Consider the following 19,860-nt stretch of genomic DNA (forward strand, 5'->3'; position numbering starts at 1 on the left):
ATTTCTCTACCCTCCAAGGACTCAAGAGCATGAACGCCCAGCTTCTGGAAAACCATCATGAAGAAACCGCGGTTGAAGATCCGTCAGCCCCTACGCCCCGAACCGACGAAGCAACATTTAGGTTCGCCTCCTACGGACGAGCCTTGATTGGTCATGGCATCAAGGCGACCCTGGATGCCGAGAGGGCAAGACGTCTGGGCCTCGGTCCGGCCGCGCGCCAATTGCTTGCCGAGCAACCTCCGGGAAGTATCCTGGCTGGCGTTGTGCCGTTCGACCGCGCCGCCGACCCTTTTCTGTTTGTCCCGCAGCAGGTGGAAGACTTGCCGATGCGTGGATTAACGCATGGTGGGCAGGAAACGTCGACGGTCGCCGAAGTCGTTGGTGAGTACAACCCGCAATTCATTTGTGCAGCCGGTGCTGCCATTGACCGGATTAAAACAGGCACCGTGGAGAAAGTCGTCCTTGCTCGGTCGTTGGAAGTTTTCGCCGACAAAGAGTGGAACCCCGAATCGGTCTGGCAACGGCTGTACCAGCAGAATCCCGCCGGGCACAGTTTCACGATCGGCTTGCCTCAGGAAGAGGCAAGCATCGTCGGCAACAGCCCGGAGCTCATCGCGGGCGTGCTCCGCGGCCAGTTGACCAGCCATCCGCTGGCTGGATCAGCTCCGCGGCTCACAGACCGAACCGAGGACCAGAAGGCGGCGGCAGTTCTTGCTGGATCTGCGAAAAATCTAGCGGAACATGAGTTTGTTGTTCGGCATATTTCCACGGCGTTGCGCAGCGTCGCCAAGGACTTGATCGTGCCTTCCGGCCCAGATCTGCTGCCCACCGGTCAAATGTGGCATCTTGGAACCCTGATTCGGGCCTCTCTGTACAAAGGGCTCGGTTCCCTGGACGCCGCACTGGCCATCCACCCGACTCCTGCCATCTGCGGATCCCCTACCGCGGCCGCCCAGGCACTGATTTCAGAGTTGGAACCAGACGCCCGGGGATTCTATGGCGGACTGGTGGGATGGATGAACCGAGACGGTGAAGGCGAATGGGCGCTGCTGCTGCGCAGCGCTGTGCTCAACGGCAATCGGGCGACGTTGCATGCGGGAGCGGGAATCGTCGCAGATTCGGACCCATTCGATGAACACAGCGAGACAGCCGCGAAATTTCGAACCATGCTTTGCGCCTTGGGCGTTGACCGGGCAGGAAGCAGCTTATGAAACAACCATTGGTCGCCGATGATCCGATGCTGCACGGTGTCATTCCCTACCCTGCCGAGTTCGCCGAGCGGTATCTTGCCGATGGTTTCTGGGGCAGGCGGACGCTGGATCGAGTCCTGCGCGAAACTGCCATGCGCCGGGGAGCCCACCCTGCGGTGATCGACGAGGAACGAGTGATCAGCTACGCCGAACTGATCAGCCGCATTGATGTTTCGCAAGCCACGCTCTCTGCCCGCGGAATCAACGCTGGCGATCGAGTCATCATTCACGTGCCTAACGTGCTTGAATTCTTTGACGCCGTGTATGCGGTCATCTCGCTGGGGGCCATCCCGGTCTTCGCCGTGCATTCGCACCGCGCGAGCGAGTTGGAGCATCTGGCCCGATCTTCGGAAGCGGAGATGCTGATCACCAGCAGTCGAATCCCTGGCGTGGATCCGCAGGAATTCTGCGCAGAGCTTGCCAACCGACTGCCCTTGCTGTCTGTCGTATATGCCGAGGACTTGTACGAGCAAGGCCTGGATCTGCTGGCAGCGGGCCGGGAAGTCTCACGCGCCGGTTGTCCCCGCCCCGCTCATGCCGCGGCTTTTCTGCAACTGTCAGGTGGCACCACGGGCCGACCGAAACTGATTCCGAAAACACACCGTGATTACGCCTATTCCTTCGAGCGATCAGCGCAGATCTGCAACCTGGATGATGGCACTGTCTATCTATCCGGGATTCCGCTGGCGCATAATTTCGCGGCTAGTTCGCCAGGGTACATGGGGGTTTTCGCCACCGGTGGGACAGTGGTCTGCGCCTTGGACGGCAGCGCCGAGAGGATTTTCAGCCTCATCGCCGAGCATCGGGTCACCGTAGTGGCCGCAGTGCCACCGCTGGCCTTGGCCTGGCTCAACTCCTCCCAGAAGCATCGCTATGACCTGTCTAGCTGGCAGCTGCTGCAGGTGGGCGGCGCCAAGCTGTCCCGCGGTGTGGCCGAACGAATAACCCCGGAACTAGGCTGCGCACTGCAGCAGGTCTTCGGGATGGCGGAGGGTCTGGTCTGCTATACCCGGTTGGACGACGATCCGGAGACCGTCGTTTCCACCCAGGGCAAGCCGATGTGCGTGGCCGACGAAGTGCTGGTGCTTGACTCAGCGGGAACACCGGTACCGGACGGCACCCCCGGCAACCTCTGGGTCCGCGGTCCGTACACCTTCCGCGGCTATTACAACAACCCGCAGGCCAACGCGGAGTGCTTCACCCCGGATGGCTTCTACGGCTCCGGGGACATCGTCGTGAGAGATGCCCGTGGATATTTGACTGTGGTGGGACGGACTAAGGACGTTATCAACCGCGGAGGCGAGAAGATCAGCCCAGAGCAGATCGAGGCCGTGCTGCTGCGGAACCCCGCAGTTCACGATGTGTCAGTCGTCGGAGTGCCGGACGAGGCACTGGGCGAACGAACGCATGCCTACGTGGTACCGCGTGACCGTACGACCCCCACTCGTGCCAAGATATTGCGGGCATGGATGCGCACTGAACATCTCGCAGAACACCACATACCAGACGTCATCACCATAGTCGGCGAACTACCCAAGACCCACATTGGCAAGATCAGCCGCAATACCCTGCGCCCCGGCGCCACCTCACCGCAAGGAGAAGCATGAGCCGCCCCGAAATAACCACCGACCAGACATACGACGTTGTAGGCCTGGGATTCGGGCCGAGCAACATGGCCCTGGCCACCGCCATCCACGAGCACAATCGCGCTGCCGGGCGCGGGCTGCGTTTAAAGGCCCTGTTCCTCGACCGCGCCAGCGAGCCCGGCTGGCACAAGAACCTGCTGTTCGAGGATGCCAGCATGCAGGTGGCATTCGCCAAGGACTTGTCCAGCTTCCGCAATCCCACCAGCGAGTTGACCTTCATGAATTTCCTGCACACCCAGGGCCGGATGGAAGATTTTTTCAACCGCGGTTCCATGGCGCCGCTGCGCATCGAGTTCGTGGCGTATCTGCGATGGGCTGCCGAACAGTTGTCGGAATACGTGCGCTACTCGTCCGAAGTGGTCCGTGTGGTGCCGCGCACCAGCGGAGGGCGTATCACCGGCTATGAAGTGGATGTCGCCGACGAGTCAGGGGTGCGCACGGTGGCCGCCCGGCACGTAGTGCTCGCCGGAGGACTGCAGCCAGTCTTTCCCGCTGGCGTGCGCTCCGGGGCGCGCGTCTGGCACAGTGCCGAATTCCTGGAACGCGTCGCCGTGCTGGACACCGCGGCCGTTCGTTGCGTAGCGGTGATCGGTGGCGGGCAGAGTGCAGCCGAGGTCATCGAGCAGATGTACCACCGCTGTCCGCAAGCACAGATCCATTCGGTGATCTCCCGCTTCGGGCTGATCCCCTCCGATGCGTCGGCCTACGCCAACCGGATTTTCGACCCGATGACCGTGGACGAGCTGTACGCCGCGGATCCCCAGGTCCGCCAGGAGCTCACCGAAGCGCACCGGAACACCAACAATTCCGTGGTCAACCCCAACACTATTGCCGCACTCTACGACTTGGAGTACCGCGACAAGTGGCTGGGTGCCGAACGGCTGAATTGGCACCGAGCAGCAAGAGTGAACTCGGTACGCGAAGATTACGGAACCCCGGCAGTGCAGCTGGGCTTGGCCGAGGGGCTGGGCGACGGCAGCGGAACGCTCGAGGTTGATGTGGCGATCTTCGCCACCGGATACCGTGCCTTGGACCCGACCACGCTGCTGGGCAGCCATGCAGGAATGCTGGTGCGGGACGAACTCGGGCGACCCACGACCCGCCGCGACTACAGCGCACATACCGTTCTGCCTGATGACTCAAAGCTCTTCCTGGTGGGGCAGACCGAGCACCAGCACGGAATCTCTGCGACGCTGCTGTCCAATGTGGCAGTGCGTGCAGGGGAAATCCTCGAGTCCATCCTTGCCGCAGGCCCTGCGGCTACCCAACCGACCGCACACCGAAAGGCCCACGCATGAGCACCGCCGAACTCACCGAAGCGCGAATCCGGGCTGACCTTGGAGCCTGCGCGGGGCTGTCCGCGGACGAGGTCGAACCCGGCGATGCCCTAGCAGACCTGGGCATCGACTCGATCCGCCTAATGAACCTGGTGGAGCTCTGGCGTGCCGCCGGCGCAAATGTCGACTTCCCGCGACTGGCCGCCAGCGAACACGTCGAAGCCTTGGTCGCGGCCGTGCTGGACGCAGCCCCGGTTCGTTGACGCCCACCTCCCAGCCGAAGCTCCTCGAAGGACCGATTATGACTCTCGCCCCCGACACCGTGCGCACCGTGCCGTTGACCGACGCCCAAGCCGGTATGGTTCACGCAGAACTCGCAGCCCCCGGCTCCGCGGACTTTTCCGTCGGCGACGCCCTGGTCTTCCGTGGCCGTATCTCCGCCGCCGCCCTGGCCGATGCGGTGCAACGCACCCTGGCGGAGGTGCCGTGGCTCGGATCCCGCTTCGCCCCGGAGCACATGGCGCTAGTGCCCGGTGACGGCCCAGCCGTCCCCTCCGGGCCCCGGCTGCTGCCTCCGGGTGTGCTGCGCGGGGAGCTCACCGGCGACTCTGACCGGCAGCTGGCCGAACAGCTGCGCGCCGATTATCTACCGCACATCACCCTGGAGTCGCGGCTACTGCACGAACAACTGCTGCTGACTAGCCTGGATACGGACTTGCAGCCGGTAGCGGTGTGGGTGCTGGTCGCCCACCACGTGCTCTTCGACGGCTACGGCATCACGCTGCTCGCCCGCCGCGTGACCGAACATTACACGGCATTGGCCGCCGGGAGCCCAGTCCCGGAAACACCCTTCACGCAACCGGGCCAGGTGCTTGCCGCGGAAGTCCGTTACCACGGATCTGCCGCGGAGGAAAGTGACCGCGGCTACTGGCACGCCCGACTGGAAGGGGACGGGCAGGACTATCGCCCCACGCGGCTGGCCGGCTTGCTCGGCGCCGCCGGGCAGCGCCCCGACGCGTCCGCCGCCGCACGGCTGCGCCTGACTGGACGCCCGCTTTCCCTGGGCCGTTTCTCCGGTACGGTCCCGACTGCCTCCGAAACTACCCGGGCGACCTGGGCGGATGCCGCGATCGCCGCGCACGCCCTGTTGGCGGCCCGTCTGACCGGCGCCAGCCGCACGATCATCGGGCTACCGGCCATGAACCGCACCGGGGCTGCGGCCCTATGCGCCATTCCGACCATCAACGTGCTGCCGTTGGTGCTGGACCTGCATCCCTCTGGGACTGTGGGAGAGCTGCTAGAGTCCGTGGCCGCCGCCCGGGCCGAGCTCTCCCGGCACGGCCGGTACCGCTCAGAGCAGCTCATGCGCGATCTGCGCCTGGTCGGTTCCGGCACCACGCTGACCGGCACCGAGATCAACATCAAGGCCTTCGACGTGCCGCTGAGCGTGCCCGGCGGCTCCGTGTCGCTGTACGCCCTGTGCGAGGGGCCGGTGGACGACATCTGCCTGAATCTGCTGCCGGACCGCGAAACCGGCAAAATCGTGGCGGTGTTGACCGCGCCGGCAGGGACCTTGGCCACGGCGGACGCTGCGGTGCTGCTGGAAACCTACGGGTTGCTGCTGGAGCAGCTCGCCGCGGCGGACCCGGCAACCCGGCACGCCACGTTGGCCCTGGCGCCGGACGCCGCGTTGGCCACGCTTGCCGGACCGGCCGCGGCCGAAACCGCCCCGGCGGTGCTCGAGGAACTGTTCGCGGCGAGTGCAGCCGCCGCTCCGGAAGCCGCCGCGATCACCTGCGAGGGTGTCACGCTCAGCTACCGGGCACTGGCCGCCCGGGCCGACGCGATCGCCGCCGCCGTGCTGGCGCACGTGAACGGCGGCGCAACCGGGCGCTACGTGCTGATCGGCCTGGAGCGCGGACTGGACTACGTGGCCGCGATTCTCGGTATCGCCAAGGCCGGCGCGACCAGTGTCCCGCTGGATCCGCACGCTCCAGCGCAGCGCAACCAGCGCATCGCCGCACGGCTGGCCGGCCAAGATCCGCGAACCCCGCTCGTGCTGGCCACCGATGCGCAGGGGTGGGCCGGCTATCCGGTGCTGGATCCGTCCGTCTTGCCCGTGGCGACCGGAACGCTACCGGTAGCTGCCGTTCCCCGCTCTACGCCCAGCTACCTGCTGCATACTTCAGGCTCCACCGGGGAGCCCAAAGCCGTGGTGATTTCCCGCGAAGCCTTCTCGCACTGGGCCGGATACCACCGGCATGCCGGTTTCGTGGATGCGGCCGGGGAGAAGATCGCGCAGTCGCTGCCACTGCACTTCGACGGGGCCTGGTGCACCCTGCTCGGGGTGGCGCTGGGCCATCATGTACACCTGATCAGCCACGAAGTGGCCCGCGACCCCGAAGCGCTCGCCGTTCAGGTGCGCGAGCACGCCATGACCTGGATGGATATGACCCCGTCGTTGGCCGCACCGCTGCTTGACACGGGACTGTTCGACCCCGGAACCCCGGTACGCCGGCTCTCCATCGGCGGCGAAGGATGCAGCCAGGTGCTCTGGGAGAAGCTGCGGAACCTGAATGATCTCATCGTGGAAAATCTGTATGGCCCCACCGAATTCACCGTGGACGCGCTGGTCGCCAACGTGGCGCAGAGCCCCGATGTGGTGGTCGGCCGCCCTCTGGCAGGGCTGAAGGCAGCGGTGCTGGACTCCGCGCTGCGGCCGCTACCGGCCGGCCTGCCCGGGGAACTGTATTTGTCGGGGCCACAGGAAGCCCACGGATACCTAGGGCAGGGGGCACTGACCGCTTCCCGTTTCGTGGCAGATCCTGCCGGTGACGGCACTCGCATGTACCGCACCGGGGACCGTGCGGTTCTCGGCCACGACGGGTTGCTGCGTTTTCTGGGCCGCGATGACGGCCAGGTCAAGATCCGCGGCTACCGGATAGATGTGGGCGAGGTGGAAACGGCGCTGGCCGCGCTGCCCGGAATCGCCCACGCCGTGGTCCGGGCACGGGGAGCGCAGCTGCTGGCGTGGGTGGTTCCCTCGAATTCCGAGGCAACCATGCTGGCTGGTGACACCGAAAGGTGGCGTGCCGCGCTCTGTCTGGTCTTGCCGCCGCAGATGATTCCGCATGCGCTGACCCCCATCGATCGGCTGCCGCTGGGCAGCACGGGCAAGCTCGACGAGAGTCAGTTGCCAGATCCCCGACCGGCCAACGCCCCAGTCAGTGCCCCGGCGACCGGTCCGGAACAACGGGCCGTGGCCGCCTGCATGGCCGCGGAGCTGGGCATCCAGGTTCATGCGCTGGGTGTCGAATCGGATTTTTTCGCCGAAGGCGGGGACTCGATCACCGCGATCGCGGTGGTCTCCGCGTTGCGCCAGGCCGGCTACTCCTCCTCGGTGGGGGCAGTCTTCACTGAGCGCACCGTCGGCGGGATTGCGGCCAAAATCTCTGGGCTGGCCCCGGAGCCGGTCGCCGTGAACGAGCCGGCCGGCACGGCGGATCTGGTGCAGCTCGATGCCGCGGCCCGCAGCCGGCTTTCGGCCATGCTGAGCCAGCGCCGCCCGCGCCGCTAGGCGCGCAAGCTTCCCTACACATCTTCTGACCTCGTTGCCTTATAAACCGCAGCCCAAAGGACCCCATGATCGAACTGACCCGACAAGACGTCGAAAATTCCCACGGCCTGCCCGACACCGGGCCGGCGCCCGCCCCACGAGATGCCCAGCTGGTTTGGTGGCCTACCACCGCATTGCAGCGCGGCCTGGTGGCCCACACGCTGATGCTCCAGGACCATCCGCAGGCAACCGACCCCTACGTCGGTCAGAGCCGGGTCCAGCTGACAGGACCGTTGGACCCGGACGAGGCCCGCGCCGCCACGATGAGTCTGCTACGCCGGGTGGAAAACCTGCGTGCAGGCTTCCTGCTGGACGAGATTGGGGACCCGGTCTCCTTCGTAGAGCCGTGGGACGAGGAGCTGGCCGCCCGGGCATTCACCACCGGGCTGGAGGTCGAGGCCCTGGCAAGCGCGCAGATCGCGGCCGGGTTCGACCTGCAGGAGCCTCCGCTGCTGCGTTTCGCCCTGGTCTCGGAATCGTCCAAGTCCCATGAGTTGGTCATCACTGCGCATCATCTTGTCCTTGATGGCTGGTCCATGCCGCTGCTGCTGGGCCAGTGGCTGCGAGAGCTGGCCGCCGTACGCGGCGCCTCGGCCCCGGCCGACCTGCCCGCCGCCACTGGCAGTTACGCCGACCACCTGGGCTGGATCGCCTCCGCGGATCGAGAGGCCGCTGCCACATTTTTTGCCGAGAGCCTGGCCCATGCCGAAACCGGGCAGCGCCCGCATTTCCTGGGCGCGCAAGCGCTGGCCGGCACCAGCCAGGCGAGCGAAACCCGTGAGCTTCCCAGCTCCACCGTCGCCGCACTGAACGCCGCCGCCCGGACCCATGGATTCACGCCCGCTACCGCGCTGCGGACCGCCTGGGCCCTGGCCGCGGACTTCGCGGCCGGTACCACCGGCAACATCTTCGCCCTGCCCGTGGCCCTGCGCGATCCCTCCCGCCCGGACGCAGACACCGTCTGCGGCATGCTCACCGAGACCGTGCTCGCCGCCGGCGACTACCAGCCTGGGCAGACCCTGCTGGGCGCCGCGGTGCGCCAGCAGCAGTGGTGGAACCGCAGCCTGGAGCACCAGCACCTTGGCGTGCCGGGCATTGAGCGCGCCCTGTCCGGAACCGGCGAGTTGGCGTGGTCGCTGCTCAGTTTCGAAGCCATTGGCGCTCGGGGTCACTTCGCGCTGAATGAGCTGGAGGCCACGCTGAAGGCCACCGGCGATTCCAGCCACTATCCGGTCAACGTGCACGTGCGTGCAGGGGACAGCTGGCACCTCGAACTGGAATACGATGGGCGAGTCCCCGCGCACGTGGCAGCCACTTTGGCAGAGGCCCTGGTCCGCGGGCTCACCGCACTGGCCTTGGACGCCGAGTCCCGCATCGCCGACGTCGAGCTCATGGACCCGGCCGAGGTCACCGGCTTTGAGACCTCCGCCCGCGACTACGCCGGGCCTCAGCCACTGTTGCCCGAGCTCTTTGCCCGCCAGGTCGCCGCCGCACCGCAAGGCACCGCCTTGGTCGTCGGCGGCATGAGCTACACCTACGCGGAGCTCGATGCGTTGGCAAGGGACACCGCGGATCGTCTGGCCGGACTGCTGGCAGTCGCCACCGGCCACCGGACCTTGGCCGTGCGGTTGCCGCGCGGGATCGATATCGTGGTGGCTCACCTGGCGGCGCTGCGCAGCGCCGTGACCCTGATGGTGCTGGACAACGGATGGCCCGCCGCCCGCGTCGAGCGCGCGCTAGACCTCGCCATCCCGGCGTTGATCTGGGATGGCGAGGGTCTGCGCGCCACCGGGATGGGATCGTGCTCGGCCCCGGCGCCGTTCGCCGCGCAGGCAGCGGCTACCGCCGCCATCGTGTTCACCTCCGGATCCACCGGCGAGCCCAAGGGCGTGGCCGTGCCTCACCGCGCATTGGCCCACCTAGCCGCCCGCCAGCAGCGCGAGCTCTACCCGACGGATCGCACCCTGCAGGTGGCGCACACCTCCGCCTTCCACTTTGACGCACACTGGGATGCCTTCCTGGCGTTGTTCACCGGGCATACCCTGCATCTGCTGACCGAGGACGAGTACCTGGACCCGTTCGCGTTGGCCGACTACGTCGACGCGCACCGCATCGCCTACCTGGACTTCACCCCGACCCTGTGGAATGCGGTAATCTCCAGCGCAGCGATGACCAGACTGCCGGAAATCTGCGTGGCCGGCGGCGAGAGCTTCCCCGCCGCGCTGTGGCGGCGCATGGGACAGCTGGCCCGCGAGTCCGGTTCCGCCGTCTACAACCTGTACGGCCCCACCGAAGCCACCGTGGATGCACTTGCCGCCGCCGTGACTGACGCGCAGCAACCGGTGGTCGGCCGACCTGTAGGCGCCACCGGGGCGCTGGTCCTGGATTCCCTGCTGCGCCGGGTCGCCCCGGGCACCGTGGGCGAACTCTATCTGGCCGGTCCGCAGCTGGCCGACGGCTACCTTTCGCGCAGTGCGCTGACCGCCGCTCGTTTCACCGCCCACCCTTTCGCCCCGGGGGAGCGCCTGTACCGCACCGGCGATGCCGCGGTCCGGCGTCCGGACGGGCAGCTGGCGCTGCTCGGCCGCACCGACGCACAGATCTCCTTGCACGGCGTGCGCATCGAGCCCGGAGAAATCGAGTCCTTCCTGACCGGCCAGCACTCCGTACGCCGTGCCGTGGTGCTGAAGGTCGAGGACCCGCGGCTGGGAGAACGTCTCGCGGCCTGGGTGGTCCCGGCTGACCCGGCCGCCGTGGGCGATCCGCGGCTGGCCGCCGACTTGCGCACCGCCTGCGCCCTCAAGCTGCCGCGTGTGATGGTGCCCGCCGCGGTGGTGCTGCTGAAGTCGCTGCCGGTGACCGGTAGCGGCAAACTGGATACCCGTGCCCTGCCTGCCCCGGACTTCGGCGGTGCCTCCGCGGCTGCGCCGGCGGAATCCGGCGTAGCCGCGGAGGCGCCGGGCGCCGAACTGGCCGCGGTGACCGCGGTGGTCACTCGCGTGCTGGGCCTGTCCTGCGCACCGGATCCGGGGGAGCGATTCATGGCACTGGGAGGGGACTCGATCGCCGCGATCCAAGTCATTGCCGGGCTGCACCGTGAGGGCTACGGCTACTCCGTGGCGAAGTTGCTGGCCGCCGGGACGCTGGCGGGCATCGCCCGCGAACTTGAAGCGCGGCAGCCTGAGGCCGCGCCCGATAGCACCGACGCCACCGGCCGGCTGGCCGCCCTGGGCGCCGAACGCGCCGCAGTGCTGGCCGCCCGGGCGGCCAGCTTGGGCGCCAACGTGGTAGACGTGTGGGAACTGACCCCCACCCAGCTGGGCATGGTATTGCACCACGAGCGCGAAACCGACGGAACGTATCAGACCACCACGCGCTGGCGCATAGCCGCCGCGGACGAAGCCTCGTTGCCCGGTGCCGCGCAGATCGCCCACGCACTGGATGCGCTGGCCGCACGTCACCCCCAGCTGCGCGGCGTGATCTTCCAGCACGACCTGCCCGCCCCGCGCCTGGCTATCCTGGACCGGATGCGCTGGAAGCTGCAGGCCGCAGATTTGCGGTCCGAGCCCGATGTGTCCGCCGCGGTGGGCCGGGTCGAGGCAGCCCTGCGCGCAGAGCCGATGGACCTGGCTACCGGACCACTGGCCAGCGGAAAGCTGCTGCGCACCGCGGACAGCGCCTGGGAACTTGTCCTCTGCCTGCACCATCTGCTGGTGGATGGATGGTCCACCGCGCTGCTCACCGGCGAACTGAACACCCTGCTGGCTGGCGGCGGGTTGTCCGAACCGCGCCCGATGACCGGGTACCTTCAGTGGCTGGCCCAGTTGGAAACCAGCTCCCGGGAGCTGGAGGATGCCTGGCGTAGCGAGTTCGCCGGCTTCGGCGCACCCACTGCGCTGGCCGCGCTGACCCGCGCTGGCGAAGGCACCGTGAGCGCCACCGCCTACCTTCAGGCGCAGCCCACCGCGGAGCTTTCTGCCGCGCTTCGTGCTTCGGGGCATACCCTGGCCGACGCCGCCCAGGCCGCCTGGGCCACCGTTTTGGCCACGGTAATCGGCACAGCTGACGTAGCGCTGGGAGCCACCCGTTCCGGCCGCGATGCGGAAGTTCCGGGCATCGATGAGATGATCGGCATGTTCATCACCACCGCCCCGGTGCGTCTGCAGCCACGTCCAGGAGCCCCCTGCACGGAGCTGCTGGATGAGGCCCGCCGACAAAACACCGCGTTGGCTCGTGCAGCCCACCTGGGTATGGGCCGGATCAAGTCGGTGCTCGGAGCCGAACCCTTCGACACCTTGCTGGTTGTGGAAAACTACCCGCAACGCGGGGAAACGGGCGTTTCCGGTCTTGAGGTCACTGCGCTCGGAGGCGAGGACGGCACCAACTACCCGGTGTGCCTGACGCTGACCCCGGGGGAAGAGGTAGCTCTGGAAGTCGAGCTGGCCGGCGGAGATCTGCTAGCCGCGGCAGCGCTGGCCCAGGCCGTGCGCACCGCGCTGGCCGCACTGTCCGACGGCATCCAGCTACAACCCGAGCAGCTGGGTCTGGAGATGCTCTCCGCGCGGCTGGTTGAAGCTGCAAGAACCGAATCCGATTTTGCCGGGCCTGCCTCGGTTGACGCCGAAAATTCTTCGGTTGTCGTGTCCACCGTTGCGCAGGCTACGCGCATCGCGCTGGCTGCCCAGGCCGTTGCAGAGGTACTCCGGCTGGACTCGGTGGACCCGTCTCGGGACATCTTCGCGCTGGGGGCGGACTCCATGGCCGTCATCGCGCTGGTCGGCGCGCTGCGCGCCCGCGGACTGGTCCTTTCGCTGGGAGAGATCTATCGCAATCCGACTGCTGCCGCGCTGGCCGCGGCCGCCGCCGAGGCTTCTCCGACCCGGGTGGCCGAGCTGGCCGCCGACGGGGCATTGGAGGACACCCCGGCCTTGGCGTGGTACCGCGAACTGCTGGCAGGCACCGGGGCGGACGGCAGTGGCTTCCAGCAGCTGCGTGTGCTCAACGTGCCCGCTGGCGTCCAGGCGACCAGTCTGCAACGGGCGCTGACCATCTTGGCCGAACGCCACCCGGCCCTGCGCCTGCGGGTAGACGGTTCCGGAGCCGCGGTGCTGCCCGACGCGGCACTGCCACTGACCACGCTGGCCGCCGACTCCGGTGAGCGGCAGTTCTCCGAGGTTTTGCGCACCGCCTGCCGGGAACTGGATGAGCGGTCGGGCCGCGTGGCGGCAGCCGTGTATCGCCCGGCTGAGTCCGGCTACGGCGTGCTTGCGCTGGCCGTGCATCACGTTGCCGTGGACATCTACTCCTGGCGCCTGCTGACCGAGGATCTGCGCCGACTGGTCCAGGGCTCCCGGAACCTACCGGCCGCCTCCGCCAACCTCCGCGCCTGGGCTGCCGCCTCGCATGAGGCAGCACAGACCCTGGCCGCTGACCAAACGCTGACCAAGCGCTGGCTGTCCGTGCTGGATGCAGGGGAACTGGCACAGATGCGGTACTCGGATTCCCTGCAGCTGGGAACAGTGGCCGACACGCAGGAGGTTGTGCACACCTTGGATGCAGAGACCACGCGCAGACTGCTTGCGCTGGGCGAGGGCTGCGGCATGGACACCGTGCTACACGCCGCGGTAGTAGGCACGCTGGAAGCCGGTACCAGCGTGCTGTTGGAGGCCGAAGGCCATGGACGCCCGGCGGGCGTCCAATTCAGCGACGCCCGCGACACGGTGGAAGTCGGCAGCACCGTGGGGTGGTTCACCGCCACCTGGCCGCTGCGCCTGTCCGCCGCGGCAACCGGCGGCACCCAGAGGTTGGCACCCGAAGCCTGGGTGCGTGCGGCACGCGCCGCATCTGCCACACTGCCAACAGATACAGCCAGCTACGGGATGCTGCGCCACCTTGCCGGTCCTGCCGGCGACCAACTGGCCGCCGCGGCGGACGCTGCCAGCGCCCAGCTTCTGGTCAATTACCTGGGGCGTGAGGCCGTGTCCGAAGGCCCGTGGCAGCCGGCGGCGGACGCCGCCGCACTGGAAAGCGAGCTGGGACTGCATCGGGCGCTGCCCGCCACCCACCCGGTGGAACTGAACGGCTACGTCACCGAGGCCGTGGACGGCCCGCACCTGGTGCTGCGCTGGCAGCTGGCCGCAGCCAACGCCGCCGGTCGCGGTCTTCCGGATGCCGCACGATCCGCGCTGGTCGCCTTGTCCGGGATAGACCCGCTGGCCATTGGCACCACCGGCGCCCTGCACGACATCGTGGGGATGGCAGCCGCGGAAACCTCGCGGCTGCTAGTTGAACGCCCCGCAGCCCAGGGCGTCTGGCCGCTGACCGGGGTGCAGCAGGCCATGGCCGTGCACGCAGCCTCCGCCCCGAACGACACCTACCTGTCGCTGACCGCTCTGGAGCTGTTCGGTCCGGTGGACCCGACGACGCTGCGGAGCGCAGCGGCCGCGCTGGCCGCGGTACACCCGCAGTTGCGATCCACCGTGTACTGGCCGGAAGACGGCGCACCGGTGTTCGTCCCGCTGGCCGGGCTCACCCCGCAGGTGGCCGTGCGCCGCAGCCACGGGCTGGACCTGAAGTCCCGGCAACAGGTCGCACAGGCGGTCCGCGCCGAGCACCTGGTCCGCGGCTTCGACGTGGAAACCGGTCCGCTGCTGCGGCTGGAACTGGTCGATTTTGGAGAGCACCCGGAAACCGGTGAGCCGCACAGCCAGCTGATCCTGGCCAACCACCATTTGCTGCTCGATGGCTGGTCCATCCCGCCGCTGGTGGATGAGTTGTTCGAAAACTACGCGCGAGCCGCTGGGGGCGCCCCGGCCCCGAAGCCGGTAGCCCCTGCCGGTAGTGGCTATGACGCTTTCGCCCGTTCACTGGTCTCGCGCGACGACCAGGCCCGGGTCGCGCAATGGGGCCGGGTGTTGACGGGGGACCGTCCGGGCCACGTATTACGCCACCGCGATCCGGAGAATACCGCGCTGCCTACGATGATCGGTGTTGAGCTCGGCGCCCACGTGCACAAGGCTCTGGCCAATCGCGCCCGCAAGGCCTCGGCCACGGTGGCTGACGCGGCGAATGCCGCTTGGGCGCTGGTGCTCGGCGCACTGTTGGACACGGACGTTCCGGTTTATGGCACGGTCAGCTCCGGCCGCGCCATCGACGTGCCGGGCATGTCCGAGCTGCCGGGCATGTTCATCGACACCCTGCCGGTGGCCATGAACTTGGAACAAAAGGATTCCAAGGCGTTGTTGAGAGCCGCCCACGCAGCTGGCCAGCGGATCGTTGAATCGGCCGGAGTGCCGCTGTCGAAGATCACCGGCGCCCTGGGCCTCGGCACCCTGTTCGACACCTTGCTGGTCGTGGAGAACTATCCGCAAGCCGAGGGCAACACCCCGGACGGTGCCCCGCGCCTGGGCGAGATCCACTCTGAGGACGCCACCGAATACCCGCTATCGGTCAGTGTCTCGGTGGGCGACCTCATGGAAGTCGAAATGGAATTCGGCACTGAAATACCCGAATCCGTCGCCCGTCAGGTGCTCTCCGCCTTGGTCGTGGCCTTGGAGTGCCTGGCCCTGGGCACCGCGTTGCCGGTGCTGCGCCGCCTGCTGTCCACTCGGCTGGCTGCGGCGCGCGAGGCCCTGACCTCGGCGGGTGCCCGGCATGCCGCAGCGCACGGCGCGGACGCAGCAGCCATGAACGCGGTGACCGCCGCCTACGGGCAGGTGCTGCGCCCGCCCGTAGGCGGCACTGACAGCGACTTCTTTGCCGCCGGAGGCGACTCCATGGCCGCCATGTCCCTGCTGACCGCCCTGCGCAAGGCTGGCTACAAGGCAACGATCTCCCAGGTCTTCGCCAACCCGATCGCCGCCAATCTGGCCGCCGTGGTGCAACGTATCGCACCTGCCGCCACGGCCGTCGCTAATACTGCCGGGGATCCAGGGAAAGCTCCCGCGGCTTCTGCGCCGGCGGCGGACGCCGTCAAACCCATGATCACGCTTGACGGGGCCTCGATGGCCTCGCTGACCAATTTGTTGAAGGGAAACTAGTGACCACGCCAACTACCGAGGCCCGGAACACCAATATCCAGGACGCCGAACAGGCCGAACCGGAGATCATCGATGTGCTGCCGCTGGCCCCGTTGCAGAACGGGCTGCTCTTCCACGCGCTGGCCGACCCGGAGGCGCTGGACGTATACACCATGCAGTCCACCTACCGCTTCGCCGGGCCGGTGGACGTGCCCGCACTGCGCCAAGCCTGCGCCACCTTGCTCGAGCGTCATCCGATTCTGCGCGCCGGCTTCGCTCATGAACAGTTCGACACTCCCGTGCAGTTCATCCCCGCTTTCCTTCCACTGCCCTGGCGCCAGTTGGACCTATCGGCAGACCCGCAAGCCGTTCGCGGGCTCGAACGACTGCAGGTCGATGAGCGCCAAACGAAGTTTGAGATGAGCCGTCCACCGCTGATCCGCTTCGCCTATGCCGATCTGGGAGTCGAGGGGGGCGCCTTGGTGGTCACCAACCATCACATCTTGATCGACGGCTGGTCCGACGCACTGCTGGTCACCGAGCTGCTGCGGCACTACCGTGCCGGAGGCCGGGACGATACCCTGGGCGAGCCGACCCCGTTCCGCAGCTACCTCCAGTGGCTGGCCGAACAGGATGCCGAGGCCGCCCGGGGCGTGTGGCGCAACCTGCTGGCTGGTCTTAACGACGGCACCCTGGTCGCTCCGGAAGCGTCAGCACGTTCCGCAGTGCTGCCCGAGGTCGTTGAGATGGACCTGCCCGACGGGCTGACCGAGGCGCTGATCGCGCTGGCCCGCACCGCTAAGGTGTCGATCAACACCGTTTATTCCCTGGGCTGGTCGCTGGCGCTGCGCCGGCTCACCGGCCAGGACACCGTAGTCTTCGGCTCCACGGTCTCCGGCCGGCCTCCGGAGCTGGCAGGGGTGGATGAGATGATTGGTTTGTTCCTGAATACCGTCCCGGTGGTCACTGAGCTGGATCCGCACACCCGGGTGGATGCGCTGCTGCGCCAGGTGCAGACCCGCCAGGGTGAGAGCCTGCAGGCCCAATTCGTCGGACTGTCCACGATCCAGCAGGATGCCGGCATCGGCACCCTATTCGATACCCTCTACGTCATGCGCAATACCCCGGAGGACGACGCGGCGCTGGACAGGCTCAGCACAGACACCGGGCTGGTGGAGATCGAGGGCGGGGACGCCACTCACTACCCGCTGACCTTCATCGTGCATCCTGCCGACATCTATCGGTTGATTCTGGCTTATCAGGGAGAGCAGCTCTCGGCCGCGGCCGCGGGCTGCCTGATGGAATCGGTCATCGCCACCCTGGCCGCGCTGGCTGACCATGCGCAGTCCCCGTTGGGTACCGTGCTGGCCGCGGTCGAGGGCGAGCCGCAGTCCTCTGGGCTGGCCGGTACCGCACGGCAGCTGGGCGAGGATTCACTGGTCGCATTGCTGGAACGCACCGCTGCTGCCCACCCGCAGCGTCCTGCGCTGATCGATGGGGCGCACACCCTCACGTACGCCGAGCTGTGGGCCGAGGTCTGCTCGATCGCCGGCTGGCTGCGTGCCCAGGGCCTGGGCCCGGGCTCCACGGTGGGATTAGGCCTGCCGCGCGGGAACCGGTTCGTGGCCGCCATCTTCGCAGTGATGGCTGTCGGAGCGGCCTACATTCCCCTGGATGAGGCCTACCCGGATGCCCGTGCCGCGAAGATGTTCGCCACCGCACGTGCCGATGCGGTACTGCTGGAGCCGGGCTCATGGAGGGACACGGAGAAGCTCGCCGCCTGCGGAACCCGGGTCATGGTGCTAGATGATGCCGTGGTCGCCGGCCATGCAGGAGCTGCTCAGCTTTATCCGGACTACTCGCACGCGGACAGCGCCTACCTGATGTTCACGTCAGGCTCCACCGGCGAGCCCAAGGGTGTGTCCGTACCGCACCGGGGCTTGGTCAACATGCTGGCCAACCACCGACGCGAGATCTTCGACCCGGCTATCGCTCGGGTGCCGGACCGCCCGCTGGTTGTCGCGCATACCGTGTCCTTTGCCTTCGACATGTCTTGGGAAGAGCTGTTCTGGCTCATCGAAGGGCACACCGTGCACGTGCTGAATGAGGCGCTGCGCCGCGATGCAGCGCAGATGGTTAGCTACCTACGTGAGCATTGCGTGGACGTCATTAATGTGACTCCTTCAGTTGCCTCGGCGCTGCTGGCCGAGGGGCTGCTCCAAGCCGGGAAGCACCATCCGGCATTGGTGTTATTGGGCGGAGAAGCGGTGGGAGCCGAGGTCTGGGATGCACTGCGCGCGGACCCCGTGTCCGAGGGCTACAATCTCTATGGCCCCACCGAATACACCATCAACGCCCTGGGCGCCGGCACCGATAGCAGTGCTGTGCCGGTGGTCGGCGGGCCCATCGAAAACACCGAAGCTTACGTGCTGGACAGCGCGCTGTGTCCGGTCGCTGAGGGCGCGCCCGGCGAACTGTACTTGGCTGGAGACGGGCTGGCATATGGCTACGTGGGACGCGCTGCACTGACCGCCTCCCGCTTCGTAGCCAACCCCTATGGCACCCCGGGCACGCTGATGTACCGCACCGGGGATGTTGTCTCGCGCGATTCTTCCAGGGCGCTGCACTTCCACGGCCGCTCCGATGCCCAGATCAAGATCCGCGGCTACCGCATCGAGCCGGGGGAAGTACAGGCGGTGATCGCCGCGGATCCGCGCGTCGGCTCCTGCGCAGTGCTGGCTCGACAGATGACGCAGGGCCACATGGCGTTGATCGGATATCTGGTACCCGCCGCCGGTGCGGACACCGAGGAGGACCGCGCCGGGCTGGTGGACGCAGTGCGGGCCAGGGCCCGCCGCGAGCTGCCGGACTACATGGTCCCGAGCCACCTGGTGCTGCTCGGCAAGCTGCCGCTAACCCCGAACACGAAGCTGGATGTGGCCGCGCTGCCGCTTCCTGCCCCGATCGCGGGCAGGGCGCCGTCTGGCGGCGCGCAGACCGCGGTAGCCGAGGTGTTCTGCGCCGTACTCGGCGTGGACTCGGTGCACGGGGAGGATGACTTCTACTTGCTGGGCGGGGATTCGCTCAAGGCCATGCGTGCCGTTTCGCTACTGCGCTCGCGCTTCGAGACGACGCTGACGGTGGGCACTCTGGCAGCGGCGCCCACCGTGGAACTGCTGGCCTCCAAACTGTCCGCCGGCACCGATTCCTCCTTCGACCTGGTACTGCCGCTTGCTGGCGGCAGCGGGGCCGGCGCCCCGCTGTACTGCTTCCACCCGGCCGGTGGCCTGGGCTGGAGCTACGCCGGGTTGGCCGGGCATCTGGGCCGTGGACGCGAAATCATTGCGTTGCAGTCTCCGAGGTTCACTGGGCCGGCCCCGCAGGACATGGCTGCGTTGCGCGATTCCATGGTGCAGGCGATCCGCAATCGCCATCCGCACGGCCCGTACCACCTGCTGGGCTGGTCTTTCGGAGCACACCTGGCGCATATGGTGGCCGGTGCGCTGGAGAAGGACGGGGAACAGGTGCTCACGCTCTCGCTGCTTGATGCGGACCCGGTCACCGTGAACCCCGTCCAAGGACCGGCCCCGGAGGACGCCGCCGAGCTGGAGCAGGAAGCACTGAACTTTCTGCTGGCCGGGGCGCTGCGCGAGCTACCCCAGTGGCTCAGGAGCCCGTACCAGCGCGCGGATGTGCTGGAGTTTCTGGCAGAGGCCGAGGGAGTCTGGAGCCACTTCGCCAGCGACAAGCTGGAGGCAATCATGGACTCCTATGGCTATAGCGTCGGAGTGCTGCCCGGTGCCCGTTACGACCGGGTCCGAGCGGACACCCGACTGTATACCGCGACGATGAGCCGCCATGGGGTGGTCGCCAGCGATCCGGCACGTACCGCAGCCGGCTGGTCCGAGTACAGTGCCGGGCCCTTCGCCCAGCAGCTGATCGAGGCTGGGCACCATGAGATGACCAGCCCGGCAGCACTGAGCATCGTCGGGCCGCAGCTACGCGAAGACCTGGCCCGCACCGAAGCCGGGCACACCGGCAGCTGACCCGTCA

7 protein-coding genes are annotated in these 19,860 nt (G+C 67.5%); all 7 read left to right on the forward strand.

Translation table 11 applies throughout. The features are described 5' to 3' along the window. The first annotated feature begins 29 nt into the window (after positions 1 to 29). The 7 genes from CIK76_RS15150 (at position 30) to CIK76_RS15180 (ending at position 19,853) form a co-directional block, all read left to right on the forward strand. Positions 30 to 1,211, forward strand: coding sequence for an isochorismate synthase (locus CIK76_RS15150; RefSeq protein WP_176484247.1), 1,182 nt, complete (start codon positions 30 to 32; stop codon positions 1,209 to 1,211). Further along, positions 1,208 to 2,857, forward strand: coding sequence for an AMP-binding protein (locus CIK76_RS15155; RefSeq protein WP_096254743.1), 1,650 nt, complete (start codon positions 1,208 to 1,210; stop codon positions 2,855 to 2,857). The genes CIK76_RS15150 and CIK76_RS15155 overlap by 4 nt, the downstream gene beginning before the upstream one ends. Then, positions 2,854 to 4,194 (forward strand): SidA/IucD/PvdA family monooxygenase, encoded by a 1,341-nt coding sequence (locus CIK76_RS15160; RefSeq protein ID WP_096287943.1) that lies wholly within the window; start codon positions 2,854 to 2,856, stop codon positions 4,192 to 4,194. The genes CIK76_RS15155 and CIK76_RS15160 overlap by 4 nt, the downstream gene beginning before the upstream one ends. Beyond that, complete coding sequence (locus CIK76_RS15165) at positions 4,191 to 4,436, forward strand: phosphopantetheine-binding protein (RefSeq protein ID WP_096287945.1); 246 nt, start codon at positions 4,191 to 4,193, stop codon at positions 4,434 to 4,436. The genes CIK76_RS15160 and CIK76_RS15165 overlap by 4 nt, the downstream gene beginning before the upstream one ends. 38 nt (positions 4,437 to 4,474) lie before the next feature. Further along, positions 4,475 to 7,750 carry an AMP-binding protein gene (locus CIK76_RS15170; RefSeq protein ID WP_096287947.1) on the forward strand — a complete coding sequence of 1,092 codons (3,276 nt, stop codon included), beginning with the start codon at positions 4,475 to 4,477 and terminating at the stop codon, positions 7,748 to 7,750. A gap of 65 nt (positions 7,751 to 7,815) precedes the next feature. Further along, a complete protein-coding gene (locus CIK76_RS15175; RefSeq protein WP_096287949.1) occupies positions 7,816 to 15,828 on the forward strand; it encodes a condensation domain-containing protein in 8,013 nt (2,670 codons plus the stop codon). Next, positions 15,828 to 19,853: a non-ribosomal peptide synthetase gene (locus tag CIK76_RS15180; RefSeq protein WP_096287951.1), complete on the forward strand. Its 4,026-nt coding sequence runs from the start codon at positions 15,828 to 15,830 to the stop codon at positions 19,851 to 19,853. Before CIK76_RS15175 ends, CIK76_RS15180 begins: the two co-directional genes overlap by 1 nt. The last annotated feature ends 7 nt before the right edge of the window (positions 19,854 to 19,860 follow it).

The organism is Glutamicibacter sp. BW80, from assembly GCF_002332385.1.
Lineage (GTDB): Bacteria > Actinomycetota > Actinomycetes > Actinomycetales > Micrococcaceae > Glutamicibacter.